The sequence below is a fragment of the Aeromonas rivipollensis genome (assembly GCF_037811135.1).
Lineage (GTDB): Bacteria > Pseudomonadota > Gammaproteobacteria > Enterobacterales > Aeromonadaceae > Aeromonas > Aeromonas rivipollensis.
The window spans coordinates 1,183,105-1,199,243 of sequence record NZ_CP149130.1 but is presented as its reverse complement, the minus strand read 5'-3'; the positions used below and the strand labels follow the sequence as shown (position 1 = coordinate 1,199,243).

Genomic DNA, 16,139 nt, shown 5'->3' with positions numbered 1-16,139 from the left:
AACTGAGACTCTTGTCACCCTCAGGGCCCATATCACTTCCACCTTCCGCAAACTCGGCGTCAAGAACCGCACCCAGGCGGTCATCGCCCTGCAGCAGATGGACATCAAGGACAACTGAGCCGTAGCCACAAACCCATCGCACGTTCGACACCGAGGACAACTGAGTCAGCGCCTTCTCTCCAGCACAATAGCGGTTTGCGGCTCGACAATTAGCACGATCGTACTTTATGCTGCAGGACCCAGAGAGGAGAGTGCGATGAGCAAGGGCCGCCTGACCCGCGACAACATTTTGCAGACTGCGTTCGAGCAGGCGAGCCAGCAGGGGCTCGAGAGCCTGACCATAGGCTCGCTGGCCAGTGCGTGCGAGATGTCCAAGAGCGGTCTGTTCGCCCATTTCCAGTCTCGCGACAACCTGCAGATCGCCGTGCTCACCCATTCCGCCGAGGTGTTCCGGGAGCGGGTGATCCAGCCGGTGCGCCAGCAGCAGCACGGCACCCAGCAGGAAAAACTGCTGGCCCTGCTGCAGGCCTGGCTGGCCTGGAACCAGAGCTTTGCCGGACGCTGCATGTTCCTCGACGCCTGGACCTCGGCCCAGGAGGGGGAGGTGCAGCAGGCGGCCCGCCAGCTGGTGCGCTTCTGGCTCGACTACCTGGCTCGCCAGGTGGTGCAGGGCCAGGAGAAGGGAGAGTGGCGCGGGGACCTGGATCCCTGGCGCGCCGTCTACCGGCTCTATGGCCTCTATCTGGGAGATCAGGTGTTCAACGCGCTGGACTTGTGTCAGGATCCGGGCCGTCACTTCTGGCCCGAGGTGGAAGATCTGCTGACCAGCTGGCGCTGAGGTTTTGGCTCTTCTTTTTAAAAACAGACAAAAAAGCACGAGCGTTCGCACATAAAAACCACAGGATGACCATGAGCAGCAAGATCTATTTCAACACCCGCCGCGTCAGCCCGAGCAAGTTGCTGCTGGGCCTTGGCACCCGACTGCACCACGCACTGGCCCCGGCCCACGCCAAACGCACCGCCAGCAAGTTGCTGCTCACCCCGCAGCGCCCCACCCGTGAGGTCGCCGCCCCCGCCGGCCTGGTGCAGCAGGCCATCCACACCGGAGAGGGCACCCTGATGAGCTATCGCCTCGGCCAGGGACCGGTCTGGCTGCTGATGCACGGGTGGTCCGGCAGTGCCAGCCAGTTCTACCCGCTGATGAGCCATATCGCCGCCCAGGGCTTCACGGCGCTGGCCTATGATCACCCCGCCCACGGCCAGAGCGAGGGCAGCACGGGTCACCTGCCCCGCTTCGTGCGTGCCTTCGACGAGATCCTCGCCCGCGTCGGCCCAGTTCAGGGGGTCATCACCCACAGCATGGGAGGCGCCGTCACCCTCAGCAGCCGCCACCCCGACCTCGACGCGCTGCCGCTGCTGCTCATCTCCCCCGTGCTCGACTACGTGCCCCAGCTCTATGGCATGGTGGCCCGTTCCGGCTACTCCATCCGGCTGTTCGATGCCGTGGTCAAGGAGATCGAGCACGAATACCAGCATCCCTTGAGCACTGTGGACCCCCTCGGCCGGCTCGCCAATCGCGAAGGGGTGGCCCTGATCGTCCATGACGAGGAGGACAGGTTTGCCCCCCATAAAGACTCGTTGCGGGCGGCAGAGGACGGCCGTACCCGGCTGGTGAGTACCCGTGGGCTCGGCCATGGCCGCATCCTGGCAAGCCCCCCCGTTTTCGCCGCTTTCGATCAGCTGACCCAGCCCAGGGGCACGGCCTGATCCCGCCGCACCGGTCGCCTCAAAAAATGATGAGGCGGCCCATTTTTATCCGGGATACAACGTCTTATAGTTAAATTGCGCGGTGGCAACCCGCCCTTGCAATCACAATAAGGCGCAGCAGCATGGCCAGACCCAATACAGCTCTTCTGCTCACCGGTGGTGGTGCTCGCGCCGCCTATCAGGTCGGCGTACTCAAGGCGGTGGCCGAGCTCTATCCCCGCAACCTCGGCATCCCCTTCCCCATACTGTGCGGCACCTCGGCGGGGGCCCTCAACATCACGGCACTGGCGTGCTACGCCTCCTGTTTTCACCTGGGGGTGCGCAAGCTGGAGTGGGTCTGGCGCCGTTTCGAGACCCATCACATCTTCGACTTCCGCCCCTGCCAGCTGCTGTGGCGCACCCTGTATCAGGGCTCGGCCGGTCTCATCAGCCCCCAGAGCAACCGCGCCTTCCACCTGTTCGACAACGCCCCCCTGCGCCGCCTGCTGGATCAGCTCATCGACTATCACCGCATCGACGACAACATCCTCTATGGCAGTCTGGAGGCCATCGCCATCACCGCCTCCGACTATGACGACGGCCTCTCCACCACCTTCTTCCAGGGGCGGGCCGAGCATCTGCCCTGGGAGCGGGCCAGGCGGCGCGGCCTGCGCACCCTGCTCACCTCGGATCACCTGATGGCCTCGGCGGCCCTGCCCTTCGTCTTTCCGGCCACCCGCATCGGCGAACGCTTCTACGGTGACGGCTCCATCCACCAGCTGAGCCCCTTGAGCCCCGCCATTCACCTGGGGGCGGAGCGGATCCTGCTGGTGACCCTGGACTCCCCCCATCAGGGGAGCGCTGCCCCCCGCCAGGATCACCTGACCAGCTCCAACATCGCCAGCCACCTGCTCAACACCGTCTTCTCCGACACCCTCAATTCGGATCTGGAGCGGCTGGGGCGCATCAACCAGACCCTGTCGCTGATCCCGGCGCGGGAACGCAACCGTCTGAAGCTGCGTCAGGTGGAGACCTGCGTGGTCAGGCCGAGCCAGGATCTGGATCTTATTGCCCTGGACTACCTGCCCAAGCTGCCGACCCAGTTACGCCGCCTGCTGCGGGTGCTGGGGGTGAACGGCCAGGAGAGCAGCAGCCTGGCCAGCTTCCTGATGTTTCACCCGGGTTACTGTCAGCAGCTGATAAGGCTGGGGTATCAGGATGCGCTGGATCAGCGCCAGCGCATCGAGTCCTTCCTCGACATCGAAGAGCGGATCCGCGAGGAGGCCTGAACAGGCCTGCTTCCACCAGGGGGGAGCCGCCACCCGGGCAAGGGCCCCTGAGCATGTTGAGAGCACAGCCTAGTGACCCTCCAGCAGGCGCTGCTCCGCCTGCTCCATGGCCACGGCCGTCCCAAAGAGTACCAGCCGATCACCCGCCACCAGCCTCAGATCGGCCTTAGGCTCCAGGCTGCGCTCCCCGCGATGCACCGCCTTGATGCGCACCTCCCCCAGGGGCAGTTCCCGCACCCGGCGCCCCACAGCCCAGGCCTGATCGTGCAGCAGCACGGGATGCAGCCGCTCCAGCAACTGATCCGTCTCCAGGTTGCCCGCGCTCTGATCCCCCCAGTAGAAGCCGTGGAGAAAGCGGTACTGACTGCTGCGCTCGTGCTCCATGCGCCGGATCACCCGACCTATGGGGATGTCGCAGTTGACCAGCAGGTGGGAGACCAGCATCAGGGCCCCCTCCTGGGATTCGGGGATCACCTCGAAGGCCCCGGCCTGCTTGTAGTGCTCGAGGAAGCTGTCGTCCCGGGTTCGCACCAGCACCTTGAGATCCCCCGCCAGCGCCCGGATCTGCATCAGCATGGCATCGACCCGCTTGCGATCGTCGAAGGTGATGATCACCAGGCGGGCCCGCATCAGACCGGCCGCCAGCAGGATGTCGCGCCGGCTGGCATCGCCGAACGCCACCTGCTCCCCCGCCAGCTTGGCCTCGCTCACCCGCTCGGGATCGAGATCCAGCGCGAGAAAGGGGATCTCCTCTAACTTGAGAAAGCGGGCGCAGGTCTGCCCGGTGCGCCCGAAGCCGGCGATGATGACATGCTGGTGCTTGCTGAGCCCCGACTGGGCGACCCCGGCGCGTGAAAGCAGGGTAGCGTCGGTGAGGGAGTGGGCCAGCCCCAGGGCCCGCTGCACCAGCCAGGGGGTGAGAGAAATGGTGATGACGCCGACGCCGATGAGCAGGGAGACCAGCTCGTGGCCGAGCAGGCCATGGTGGCTCGCCAGCGCCAGCAGCACGAAGCCGAACTCGCCGACCTGGCTCAGCATGATGCCGGCGGCCATGGCATCACGCTTGCGTTCCCCCATCAGCCGGCCCGCCAGCAGCACCAGCAGCGACTTGCACAGGATGAGCCCGAGCACGCAGAGCAGCACCTGCCACCAGGCGTTCGCCACCAGCGTCCACTCCATGGTCATGCCGATGGTGATGAAGAAGAGCCCCAGCAGCACGTCCCGAAACGGCTTGATGTCCACCTCCAGCTGATGGCGGTAGTGGGACTCCCCCAGCATCATGCCGGCCAGGAAGGCCCCGAGTGCCATGGAGAGCCCCATCCACTGGGTGAGGGAGGCCGCCAGCAGGGCCACCAGCAGGGTACTGAGCACGAACAGCTCGTCGGAGCGTGCCCGCGCCACCTCGTGAAACACCATGGGCAGCAGCCACTTTCCCACCGCCAGCAGCACCGAGAGGGCGAACAGCCCCTTGAGGGAGGCCCAGGCCACCTCCGCCAGCAGGGCGCTGCCCTGCACCTCGGGCCTGGCCAGTATGGGGATCATCACCAGCAGCGGTACCACCGCCAGATCCTGAAACAGCAAGACGCTCACCCCGAGCTGGGCACGCCGGGTATGGAGTTGCTGCAACTCCCCGAGCTGCTTGATCACCACGGCGGTGGAGGAGAGGGCCAGGGTGCCGGACACCACCAGCGCCTGGGAGAGACTCAGACCCCACCACCAGCCGAGCCAGAAGAACAGCAATGAGGTGAGCAGCACCTGCAGACCGCCGACCCCCAGCACCAGCTTGCGCATGGCGAGCAGGCGCGGCAGCGAGAATTCTAGGCCGAGGGAGAACATCAGGAAGACGATGCCGAGCTCCCCTATGGTCTGCATCATGGCCTGCCCGGTGACGATGGCCGCGCCATGGGGGCCGAGCAGCATGCCGACGAACAGATAGGCGAGGATCACCGGCTGGCCCAGGCGTCGGAAGATGGCCACCAGCAGAACGGCGGAGAGCAGCAGGATCAACACATCGGCGTACACACATCCCTCCCTCTTATCTGTCCCCATGGCCCTGAGACGCGCCGCCTCAGGCCCCTGGCACTCTCCGGCCCTCGTCGCTGCGGGGCAGGATCCCGCCCTTGACGCTGGCGCGCGGCCAGCGGCGCACGGGGTTGTTTGCCCTCCCATTTCATGTTGCTAAGCCTAGCCAGCCCCTTTGTTTTCCATCGAACATATTTTGGGCACGGGGATTGCAAGAAACCTAACAATGAGTGGAGAGGTGTAAGGCTGCAACGTGGAAAACACATCGTCTTTGAACGGCTTCGGACATGGCATAGAGCAGTGGGTACAGCAGATGGAGCGGCTCACGCCGCTGACCGGGCAGGATACTTATCAGCAGCTTCAGGAGCTGCTGAGGCAACGGGATCTTGACGCCCTGCTGGCAATCTTTGCCGAGCGGGTGGCAAAGATTGTCCGGATCCACACGCTCCACCTCGACTGCGGTCAGCCCCATAGCCTCATCGCCCACGCCCCCCAGGCCCGGCAGGTGCTGCATAGCTACCGCTTCGAGCTGCGCGGCCAGCACGAGCAGTTGCTCGGACAGCTGCACTACGAGCTGGAGCAGCCCCTGAGCGACGGCCAGCGGCGGCAGCTGGGGCAATATCACCAGCTGTTCTGCCTGCCTCTGCCGCTCTATCTGCGGCTGAGCCGGCTGGAGCAGCAGGTGCGGCTCGATCACCTGACCGGGCTTGGCAACCGCTCCTATTTCGACGAGGCCATTGGCCGGGCGGTGGAGCAACACTGCCGGGAGCCCCACGGTCTGGTGCTGGTGCTGCTGGATCTCGATCGCTTCAAGCAGGTCAATGACACCTGGGGTCATCCGGTGGGGGATCTGGTGCTGAGCCGCTTCGCCCAGCTGCTGCAGGGCTGCATTCGCGGCACGGATCAGGCGTTTCGCCTCGGCGGCGACGAGTTCGCCCTGCTGCTGCAACCCGCCGATCCCGAGGCCTGGCGCCCGGTCTGGCTGCGGCTGCAACATGTGCTGCACAGCCACAAGGAGCTCAGCGCCTTCTCGGTGGGCTGCAGCCTGGGGGCCGCCAGCTGGCACTCGGGCATGGACGTGCAGCGCCTCTATGCCACGGCAGATGCCCACCTCTACGCCCGCAAGAAGGCCGGCGTGACAGGGTCGTCCGAATAGGGCGGCCTGGCACTCCCTCGGCGGCCTTCAGTCAAGTTCCGGGGTGACGGCTCGTAGCCAGTCTCCCTTGATGCCCCCCTCGGGCGCCAGAAATCCGTCGCAGACGAAGAGTCCGGCCACCAGCGCCACCTGCTCCCCGTAATAGAGGATGGGAATACGCCCCCGTTGCCAGGAGGGCACCCCGTGCTCTTGCAGCAACTTCTTCAGGCGCCGGCTGCCAACCCGCCCCACCGGCTTGAGCATGACGCCGGACGCCACCTGAAAACGCACCGACAGGGGCTCGTCCTCCCGTGGCGGGCGCAGCCCTTCCCCCCCATCCGATGACAGCAGCCTGAAGGCCCCCAGTCCGTCCGGCAGGCAGAGCGTCTCCCCCACCCGGATGGGCAACACCTCCTCACGAGGGGCAAGGCCGGGCGGCACCAGGTGGAGTCGTCCCTGAAAGCGGCGACACTCCAGCCCCTGCAGGCTCAGCCTGGGGTTGGCGTCTTCGCGCGCCAGCGCCACCTCCTGCCACAGCAGCCCCAGCAGCTCCCGGGACGGCATCTCCCCCCCCTGACGACGGATCCAGTGGCGCAGCAGGTTGTTGCGCCGCACCGGGGAGAGCGGCAGCAGCGCCTCGATGCGCAGCGCCTCCCCCTCCCCTGCCCGTTGCCAGTCCGCCTCCGCCAGCTCGCTGATCAGCGCCTCCTGCTCGGCGCACAGGGCCATGCTGCGCGCCGCCGTCTGGGCCATGGCGGGCCAGCGCGCCTTGAGCTGGGGAATGAGCTGCTGGCGCAGGAAGTTGCGATCGTAGCTCACATCCTGATTGCTCTCATCCTCCACCCAGCCATAGGGCAGGGTCTCGGCCAGTTCCGCCAGCTCGGCCCGGCTGACCTCGAGCAGCGGGCGCAGCAAGCGGCCGCCGGCAAAGGGCTGGTTCGGCACCATGCCCGCCAGCCCCCGCAATCCGGCGCCCCGCTTGAGCGCCAGCAGCAGGGTCTCCAGCTGATCGTCCTGATGATGGGCGGTGAGCAGCCACTCCCCCTCCCCCAGGCTGGCGGCGAGGCGCTGGTAGCGGGCCTCCCGCGCCTGGGCCTCCAGGCTGTCGCCGTTGCCCCGTTGCAGTTGCACCCGCTCGACCATGAGCGGCACCGCCAGTTGCTGGCACACCCCTTCACAATGGGCCACCCAGTCGTCGGCATGAGGGCTCAGGCCGTGATGGACATGCAGGGCACGCAGGGCAAGGCCCTGCTCCCGGGCAAAACGCGCCGCCAGCACCAGCAGCACAGTGGAGTCGAGCCCGCCACTGAAGGCCACCAGCAGGCCCCGGGAACCTTCCGGCGCGGGCAGAGTCTGACAAAAACGAGAATAAACACGAGAAATCATAGGCTTCCCCAATACGACCAGGCCGATCTTAGCAGAGTCGGGCTTATCAAGCGCTAACCCGACTGCTAGAGTGAGTCTCCTCCCGACCTGGGCCGGGACGCTGAGTAACCCGAATTGGAATCAGACAATGAACAATAAGAAAAGCATACTGGCCGCCCTCATCGGGCTGGCCTTGCTGGCCGGTTGCAGTCAGGGACCGGACCAGGCAGACAAGCACTCCGGCCTCGCGCTGGCCAACATGGACACCAGGGTCAAACCCGGTGACGACTTCTTCCGCTACGTGAACGGCCACTGGCTGGCCACCGCCAAGATCCCGGATGACAGGCCCGCCGATGGCGCCTTCTACCTGCTGCGGGACAAGTCCCTGGCGGACGTGCGGGTGCTGGTGGAGGGGCTGGACGGCAAGGCCGCCACCGGTACCCCGGCCCAGCAGATCCACGACCTCTACCGAAGCTATCTGGATCAGCAGACCCGCAACGCCAGGGGCACCACGCCCCTGCTGCCCCTGCTCGGCGACATCGATCAGATCCATGATCAGCAGGGTCTGGCCCAGGCCTTCGCCCGCGCCGGCAAGCTGGGGGGCAGCGCCCCCTTCGGCTTCTGGATAGATGCCGATGCCAAGGCGCCGGACAGCTATGCGGTCTACCTCTATCAATCCGGGCTCGGCCTGCCGGACAGGGACTACTACCTCAAGCAGGATGCCGCCAGCCAGGCGCTGCAGCAGAAATACGAGCAACACATCGCCGGCATGCTGAGCCGCTTCGGCGAGGCGGATGCGGGGGCCAAGGCCAAGCGCATCCTGGCCCTCGAGACCCGGCTCGCCCAGATCCAGTGGGACAACGTCGCCCTGCGGGATCGGCAGAAGAACTACAACAAGGCCCCCATCGGCGAGCTCAAGCGCCTCGCCCCCAGCATCGACTGGAACAGCTACCTGGATCAGGCCGGCCTGAGCGGCCAGCAGAGCCTCATCATAGGCCAGCCGAGCTACCTGACGGCCCTGGACGAGGTGATGAAGCAGACCCCCATGGGCGACTGGCAGGCCTACCTCAAGTGGCAGCTCATCACCGATTTCGCCCCCTACCTCGACAGCCAGACCGATGCCCAGAACTTCGCCTTCTTCGGCACCACCCTGAGCGGTACGCCCAAGCAGCGCGCCCCCTGGGAGCGAGCCCTCGGCGTACTTGACAACAACCTGGGGGAAGCGGTGGGCAAGCTCTATGTGGAGCGCTACTTCCCGCCAGAGGCCAAGGCCCGCATGGAGCAGCTGGTGGAGAACCTGCGCACCGCCTACGGCCAGAGCATCCAGGAGCTGGACTGGATGTCGCCGGCCACCAAGACCCAGGCCCTGGCCAAGCTCGCCAAGTTCAGGCCCAAGATAGGCTATCCGGACAAGTGGAAGGACTACAGCGCCATCGAGATCCGCGCCGATGACCTGGTGGGCAACCTGCAGCGCGCCCGCGCCTTCGAATATGCCGACAGCCTGGCCCGCCTCGGCAAGCCGGTGGACAGGGACGAGTGGCACATGTCGCCCCAGACGGTAAACGCCTACTACAACGCGAGCAACAACGAGATCGTCTTCCCGGCCGCCATACTGCAACCCCCCTTCTTCGACATGAGCGCGGACGACGCTGTGAACTACGGCGCCATCGGCGGGGTGATAGGCCACGAGATGGGCCATGGTTTCGACGATCAGGGGGCCAGATCCGACGGTGATGGCGTGATGCGCGACTGGTGGACGCCCCAGGATCTCAAGGAGTTCCGCTTCCGTACCAGCCGGCTGGTGGCCCAGTACAACCGCTTCGAGCCCATCAAGGGGCAGTACGTCAACGGCCAGTTCACCCTGGGGGAGAACATAGGCGATCTCGGCGGCCTCACCATAGCCCACAAGGCCTACCTGCTGTCGCTGGATGGCAAGGAAGCCCCAGTGCTGGACGGCTTCACCGGCGAGCAGCGCTTCTTCCTCGGCTGGGCCCAGGTATGGAAGGGCATGTATCGTCCCGAGCTGATGCAGATGCTGCTCGCCTCGGATCCCCACTCTCCACCCGAGTACAGAGTCAACGGCGTGGTGCCGAACATCCCCGCCTTCTACGAGGCGTTCAACATACAGCCGGGTGACAAGCTCTATCTGGACCCGGCCAAACGGGTCAAGATATGGTAAACAGGGGGTCGACAGGGGCTGGTCAAGCGCCAGCCCCGGGTCGGCCACAGACAAGGCGGGGGCCAGGCCCCTGCCCACTGACACCGCAACACAAGCAGCAACAAGGGTCACATCCATGAAAGCCTTACTCATTACTCTCGGCCTGCTCAGCCTGCCCCTGACCACCCAGGCGGCGGAGGGATTCTTCCAGCAGCTGACGCTGCCCACGGGCCAGGTGCTCACCGTCGGCGAGGGGCGCGGTGAGCCCGCCTCCACCGGCAGCTACGACGTCCGCCTCTACTCAGGCGCCAACCCCGAGTTTCCCCTGGATCAGTTCATCGACGGCAAGGTGATGCCCCGCGATGGCAGCATCAAGGCGCTCAAGCTGCTGGATCTCAACGGTGACAAGCAGCCCGAGCTCATCGTCCTGGTCGAGAGCGCCGGCAGCGGCAGCTACCAGAGCGCCGACGCCTTCACCATCAATGCGCAGGAGGGGCTGGAGAGCTTCAATCACGTGGAGGGGCTGACCCCCAATGACGATGTGATCCAGGCGCTCAAGACACCGCGCGACTGATCCCTCTCATCTGATGCACCCGCATACCTGATTCAAGAGCCCCGCCCTGCGGGGCTCTTGTTTTGCCGGAGGCTGCGATGAAGGTCCCTTTTCACTGCCAGATGCCCCCATAACAGCCCGATATCCCCCCTATTCCCCGATAGACGGCTATTTTTTCTACGCCTATAATCGCCGCACCTGACCATAACGAAACACAAGGAGGTAAAAAATGGTTATCCAAGCGTGTCCGATGTTCTCGGCCCGCCTGTTCGGCACATTCGAATGCTCTTGCCTGCATACCATCGCGCTGCGATAGCGGGTTCGAGCAAAGCCGACTCCTTCCACACCGAGACCTTTCTCGACCGTTGTCGCCAGCGCTCCTGATGACAGGGATTTCCGATCCCGCCATTTAAGAGAGCAAGAGCATGACGACACTGATGAGTACCCACTCCCTGCAGATGACTGCGGGACACCTCCCCTTGTTTGACCACATCAATCTCGGTATCCAGAGCGGCGATCGCCTGGGCCTGATTGGCGCCAATGGCTGCGGCAAGAGCACACTGCTCGCCCTGCTGGCCGGTGAGCTGCAACCCCATGACGGACGGGTGGAGCAGGCTGCCCCCTGCCGCTGCGAGTTCGTGGCCCAGCACCTGCCCCCAAGGCTGCAAGGGCTCAACACCCGCGCCGTGCTGCAGGATGCCCTGGGGGGTGACCCCGCCGCCGACTGGCAGGTGGACAAGATGCTGGCCGAGCTGCAGCTCGAAGAGCAGGCCGAGCTCCCCGTCAGCGCCCTGAGCGGCGGCCAGCACAGCCGGTTGCAGATAGGCCGCGCCCTGCTGCGCCAGCCCAACCTGCTGCTGCTCGATGAACCCAGCAACCACCTGGACCTGCCCGCCCTGCTCTGGCTGGAGCAGTTCCTCCTGGGCTGGCGGGGCGCCCTGGTGCTGGTCTCCCACGATGCCCGCCTGCTCGATCGGGTGACCAGCGAGACCCTGATCCTGCGGGATGGACGACTCCATCGCTTCGCCCTGCCCTGCAGTCAGGCCAGGGTGGCGCTGGCGGAGGAGGACGAGCAGGCACGCCTGCGCCGGGCCGACGAGCAGAAGGAGATAGATCGCCTGAGTGCCAGCAGCAAGCGCCTCGCCATCTGGGGGCGGGAGCATGACAACGAGAAGCTGGTGCGCCAGGCCAAGTCCATGGAAAAACGCATCACCCGCCTGCAGGAGGAGCAGAGCCAGGTCGCAGCACCCGCCCCCTGGCGCCTCGAGCTGCACGGGCAGGCGCTGCCCGCCGATGCCCTGCTGCGACTGGAAGCCCTGGAGGTGCGCCCCGCCCCCGGCTTGCCACCCCTGCTGCGGGCCGAGGATCTCTGGTTGCGGGCCGGCGACAGGGTCGCCCTGCTCGGCGCCAACGGCACCGGCAAGTCCTCCCTGCTGCGCCAGTGCTGGCGCGAGGTCTGCGATCAAGGGCCGGGTGAGGGCTGGTATCGCCACCCCGGCGCCAGCATCGCCTACTACGATCAGTCCCTGCAGCAGCTGGACGGGGACGCCACCCTGAGCGACGCCCTCTATCCCCTGGCGCCCTTGCCGGAGGTGACACTGCGCCAGGCCCTGATCCGCGCTGGCTTCCCCTACTCCCGTCATGGCCAGCGGGTGCACGCCTTGAGCGGGGGAGAGCGGGCCAGGCTGCTGTTTCTCGCCCTCTCCCTGGCGAGCCACCATCTGCTCTGGCTCGATGAACCCACCAACCACCTGGATCTGGCGGGCAAGGAGGAGCTGGCCGAGGCCTTGAACGCCTTCCCCGGGGGCGTCTTGCTGGTCTCCCACGATCGGGATCTGATCGAACGCAGCTGTAACCGCTTCTGGCTGATCAGGGATGGACGCATCCAGGAGGCCCACAGTGCCGAGCGGGCCTATGCCGAGCTGATCGACCACCAGCAGAGGCCGGTAGCTGGCGGACCATCCGGGCACGACGCTCGCCAGGCCGCTGCCAGCACTGAGGATGACGAAGAGGCACTGCTGGCCCGCTGGTATGAGCTCGATGCCCTGCTGAGCGCCGATCTCGCCCGCAAGCCCAGGCATCAGACCCCGCGGCTACAGCAGGAGTGGCGCCATGAGCTGGCAAGGCTTGCCGGCTTGCTCGGGCTTGTCGAATCATGAGCACAGCCATGAACCGCCTTGGCCATCCCCCCCTGTTTGACTCAACACAAGCGGCCAGCCACGGCTGGCCGCAAGGAGCCACCATGACGTCAACTTCACCACCGGAGATCAGGCTGGATCCCGTCACCTATGCCGACCTGCCCCACATCTATCGTGGCCTGTCGGATCCGCGAGTCATCGCCTACTACGGCACCAGCTACGACAGCCTGACGGCGTGCCAGGCCCAGATGGAGTGGTACGCCGAGCTGACCCGCACGGGCCGAGGTGCCTGGCACCTCATTCTCAATACGCGCACCAAAGAGCCGCTGGGAGCCATCGGCTACAACGATGCCGACCCGCAGCACAAAGGGGCCGAGATCGGCTACTGGCTCTACCCCGAACACTGGGGCAAGGGGGTAATGAGCGCGGCGCTGCGGCAGTGGCTCCCGCTCACTTACCGCACCACAGCGCTGCACCGGCTGCTGGCGGTGGTGGAGGAACCAAACCGTCCCTCCACCCGCCTGCTGGAGCGAGCCGGCTTTCGCTACGAAGGCACGGCGCGGGAGTGCGAGTGGAAAGGGGATGGCTTCATCTCCCTTCACCACTACGCCCTGCTGCGCAGCGACCTGCCAGACCTTTAAGCACCACCACATCTGATAGCCAGCAAAAAGCCCCGCACTGCGGGGCTTTTTTTGGGTGGCTACTTGATGGCGCAGACTCGCTCGTCTGATGCCGAGCGGCGGCGCCTGCGCCGCCACAGGGAGAAGCAGCCATACCCCAGGCTCAGCACCACCGCATAGAGCACCTGGGAGGCGAGCGCCACCAGCACGGCCGCGCAGAGCAAGACGCTCACCCCCGCCAGCCCCTTGCCCATGCCGCCGAGCAGGCGCCAGCCCGCCGCCATACAGAGCAGATAGACCAGCACGAAGTTGCCGTTGGCATAGCGGATGAGCTCATCGAGCGGCAGCTTGAGCCAGAGGATCAGGGTGATGGAGACCAGGCAGATGGCGAGCACCCAGCACAGGGCATTGAGGGGCGCACCCCGGGCCGAGAGGCGGGAGAGGGAGGCGGGCAGCTTGCCCTCCCGCGCCATGCTCCAGATAAGGCGCGCAAACCCTTGCAGATAGATGTTGATGCTGGCAAAGCAGGAGAGGTAGCCGAGCACCGCCACCAGCCACTTGGCGGTGGGGCCGAACAGCAGGGAGAGCAGGGCCGGGATGGCGGTGGCATTGGTCGCCTCATCCCCATAGAGACCGTATTTCAGCACCACCAGGGAGTGCACCCAGTAGATGAGCCCCGCCAGCAAGACGCCGCCGAGCAGGGCCAGGGGATAGTCCCGCTCCGGTCGCTTGAACTCCTCCCCCATGTGGGCGAAGGCTTCCAGCCCGACGAAGCACCAGAACATCACCGCCAGCGCCGTGCCCATGGCGGGCCACTCGGCGGCCGTCGGCAGCGGCTGGGCCCCATCACGCCAGCCGAGATCCCCCTTGAACCAGATGAGCAGGGTCAGCCCCAATATGGCCAGGGCGATGAGCAGTTGCAGGTTGCCGGAGGAGCGCGCCCCCCTCAAGCCGAGCAGGAAGACCCCGAGCAAGGTCAGCAGCTGGATGGCCCACAGGGTCCACTCCCCCATGTCGAACAGGGCGTGCCAGAAACCGGCGGCGATGGTGAGGGCGGCAGGCAACCCCACCGGCAGCACCGCCAGAAACAGGAAGGCGGAGAAGCGCTCGGCGCCGTTGCCAAAGGCGAGCCCGATGAGGTGCGGCGCCCCGCCCGCATGGGGGTAGCGGCGACCGAGGCGGGCAAAGGTGAAGGCGATGGGCAGTACCAGTACGATGAGCAGCACCCAGGCCCACAGCGACGCCCCTCCCGCCAGCGAGGCCGCTGTCGCCGGCACCACGAAGATCCCGGTGCCGAGCAATGAGGTGGCGAGCAGCCCCATCCCCTGCCAGAGCCCGAGATCCTTTTTCAACCCAGACATATCCTTTTGTCCTGTCTAGAAAAACATCCCGCCATGTTAGGCCGCTGCCACGGCTTTGTTAAGCACTCTGCGCCGCAAATAAAAAAGCCGCCTCTTGGGAGGCGGCTTCTTCATTCAACGGCGTAACCGGAATTATCAGGCAATCAGCTTGTAGATGATGCCGGACATGGCGATCAGGCCAATCAGGGTCACGAAGCCGTTGCTGATGTTGCCAGCGTATTTGCGCATGGCCGGGATCTTGGCGATGGCGTACATCGGCATCAGGAACAGCAGCATGGCGATGATGGGGCCGCCCAGGTCTTCGATCATGCCGAGGATGCTCGGGTTGATGGTGGCGATGGCCCAGGTGGTCAGGATCATGAAGAGAGCGGTCACCTTGTTCAGCTGCTTGATCTCGACCTTCTTGCCCTTCTCGCGCAGTGCCTTGGCCATCAGGCCGTTCATGCCTTCTTGTGCACCCAGGTAGTGACCCAGGAAGGATTTGCTGATGGCGACCAGGGCGATCAGCGGCGCCACGGTGGCGATCACCGGGTTGTCGAAGTGGTTGGCCAGGTAGGACAGGATGGAGATGTTCTGTTCCTTGGCGGCAGCCAGGTCGGCCGGGGAGAGGCTCAGTACGCAGCTGAACACGAAGAACATGACGGTCATGACCATCATGACGTGGGCGCCCAGCAGTATGTTGCTGCACTTCTTCTCGGCGTTCTCGCCGTAGCGGCCTTTGTTGTCCACCGCGAAGGAGGAGATGATCGGGGAGTGGTTGAAGGAGAACACCATCACCGGGATGGCCAGCCACAGGGTCTTGATGAAGTCACCGTTGAAGGCGTCGGACAGGGCCGGGGCTTCGGTGATGATGGCACCATTCCAGTGCGGGATCAGGTAGAGCGCCAGGCCCATCAGGGTGATCACGAACGGGAACACCAGCACGCTCATCGCCTTGACGATGACCTGGCCGCCGAGGCGAACGATCGCCATCAGGCCCAGGATCAGTACCAGCGACAGTATGGCACGGGGAGGTGCGGTCATGCCCAGCTGGTGCACCATCAGGCTCTCGACGGTGTTGGTGATGGCGACCGAGTACATCAACAGGATCGGGTAGATGGCGAAGAAGTAGAGCAGGGTGATGAACTTGCCTGCGGTCTTGCCGAAGTGTTCTTCCACGACCTCGGTGATGTCGCCATCACGGGTGGAGCCGGACAGCACGAAGCGGGTCAGGCCGCGGTGTGCGAAGAAGGTCAGCGGCAGGGCCAGGACCAGCATGGCCACCAGCGGCCAGAGACCACCGACACCGGCGTTGATCGGCAGGAAGAGGACACCGGCACCGATGGCGGTACCGTACAGGCCCAGCATCCAGACCAGGTCGGCCTTGTTGATGCCACGGGAGGAGGCTTTGCTCAAGCTGCCTTCAACTGCAATATTCATGTCAGACATAGGGATGTTCCTGTCATCAAGGAAGGTGGATTCTTACTAGTCAGTGGGCATGGGCCCGGTTCCTCTCCCTGGAACACCTGCTGTTCGTCCTTTTTTATTCTCAGGCCCCGGCGATCCGGCCATCACTCCATGTGACAACCAAATTGCAACAAACGAAGGCATGAGATCGTGATGCTGAAGGTGTCGCTCGCGACCAATTAACATTTTGGCAACAGGCACCTCATCCGATGAGCTGACTCTAGTTAAAAGGCCCTATTAATCACAGCGTTTTTTTGAATTAATCAACCAAAGTTTGACTTCAGTCGCCTTTCAAACGAGCAAGAT

At 65.0% G+C, this 16,139-nt stretch carries 12 protein-coding genes and 1 pseudogene; 9 read left to right on the top strand and 4 right to left on the bottom strand.

Going from position 1 to position 16,139, the window contains the following annotated elements; all coding sequences use genetic code 11:
* Positions 1-16: 16 nt before the first annotated feature.
* The 4 genes and pseudogenes from WIR04_RS05550 to WIR04_RS05535 form a co-directional block, all read left to right on the top strand.
* Positions 17-118 (top strand): annotated as a pseudogene (locus WIR04_RS05550) (DNA-binding response regulator); the annotation flags it as partial.
* Positions 119-256: 138 nt separating this feature from the next.
* On the top strand, positions 257-838 hold the full coding sequence (locus tag WIR04_RS05545; RefSeq protein ID WP_262111195.1) for a TetR/AcrR family transcriptional regulator: 582 nt from the start codon (positions 257-259) through the stop codon (positions 836-838).
* A gap of 71 nt (positions 839-909) precedes the next feature.
* Positions 910-1,767: an alpha/beta fold hydrolase gene (locus tag WIR04_RS05540; protein ID WP_338891111.1), complete on the top strand. Its 858-nt coding sequence runs from the start codon at positions 910-912 to the stop codon at positions 1,765-1,767.
* 122 nt (positions 1,768-1,889) lie between these two features.
* Positions 1,890-3,035, top strand: coding sequence for a patatin-like phospholipase family protein (locus tag WIR04_RS05535; protein ID WP_338891109.1), 1,146 nt, complete (start codon positions 1,890-1,892; stop codon positions 3,033-3,035).
* Positions 3,036-3,104: 69 nt separating this feature from the next.
* On the opposite strand, the gene WIR04_RS05530 is transcribed toward WIR04_RS05535, so the two are convergent.
* A complete protein-coding gene (locus tag WIR04_RS05530) occupies positions 3,105-5,057 on the bottom strand; it encodes a cation:proton antiporter (RefSeq protein WP_338891107.1) in 1,953 nt (650 codons plus the stop codon).
* A 253-nt stretch (positions 5,058-5,310) separates the two neighbouring features.
* Here WIR04_RS05530 and WIR04_RS05525 point away from each other — a divergent pair, with 253 nt between their 5' ends.
* Positions 5,311-6,213: a GGDEF domain-containing protein gene (locus WIR04_RS05525; protein ID WP_338891105.1), complete on the top strand. Its 903-nt coding sequence runs from the start codon at positions 5,311-5,313 to the stop codon at positions 6,211-6,213.
* Between the two features lie 27 nt (positions 6,214-6,240).
* Here the strand turns inward: WIR04_RS05525 and tilS are convergent, their stop codons facing one another.
* A complete protein-coding gene (tilS, locus tag WIR04_RS05520; protein WP_338891103.1) occupies positions 6,241-7,578 on the bottom strand; it encodes a tRNA lysidine(34) synthetase TilS in 1,338 nt (445 codons plus the stop codon).
* A 127-nt stretch (positions 7,579-7,705) separates the two neighbouring features.
* On the opposite strand from tilS, the gene WIR04_RS05515 reads away from it, so the two are divergent.
* The 4 genes from WIR04_RS05515 (at position 7,706) to WIR04_RS05500 (ending at position 13,047) form a co-directional block, all read left to right on the top strand.
* Positions 7,706-9,736, top strand: coding sequence for a M13 family metallopeptidase (locus WIR04_RS05515; protein ID WP_338891101.1), 2,031 nt, complete (start codon positions 7,706-7,708; stop codon positions 9,734-9,736).
* Between the two features lie 115 nt (positions 9,737-9,851).
* The gene (locus WIR04_RS05510) at positions 9,852-10,289 is read left to right on the top strand and encodes a PliI family lysozyme inhibitor of I-type lysozyme (protein ID WP_338891099.1); all 438 of its coding nucleotides are present in this window, start codon (positions 9,852-9,854) and stop codon (positions 10,287-10,289) included.
* 404 nt (positions 10,290-10,693) lie between these two features.
* Positions 10,694-12,427 (top strand): ABC-F family ATP-binding cassette domain-containing protein, encoded by a 1,734-nt coding sequence (locus tag WIR04_RS05505; protein WP_338891097.1) that lies wholly within the window; start codon positions 10,694-10,696, stop codon positions 12,425-12,427.
* 83 nt (positions 12,428-12,510) lie between these two features.
* Positions 12,511-13,047, top strand: a complete 537-nt coding sequence (locus tag WIR04_RS05500; RefSeq protein WP_338891095.1) for a GNAT family N-acetyltransferase — start codon at positions 12,511-12,513, stop codon at positions 13,045-13,047.
* Positions 13,048-13,106: 59 nt separating this feature from the next.
* On the opposite strand, the gene yjeH is transcribed toward WIR04_RS05500, so the two are convergent.
* Both yjeH and WIR04_RS05490 read right to left on the bottom strand, forming a co-directional pair.
* Positions 13,107-14,387: an L-methionine/branched-chain amino acid transporter gene (gene yjeH / locus WIR04_RS05495; RefSeq protein WP_338891093.1), complete on the bottom strand. Its 1,281-nt coding sequence runs from the start codon at positions 14,385-14,387 to the stop codon at positions 13,107-13,109.
* Positions 14,388-14,522: 135 nt separating this feature from the next.
* Positions 14,523-15,815, bottom strand: coding sequence for an HAAAP family serine/threonine permease (locus WIR04_RS05490; protein WP_338891091.1), 1,293 nt, complete (start codon positions 15,813-15,815; stop codon positions 14,523-14,525).
* Positions 15,816-16,139: the final 324 nt, after the last annotated feature.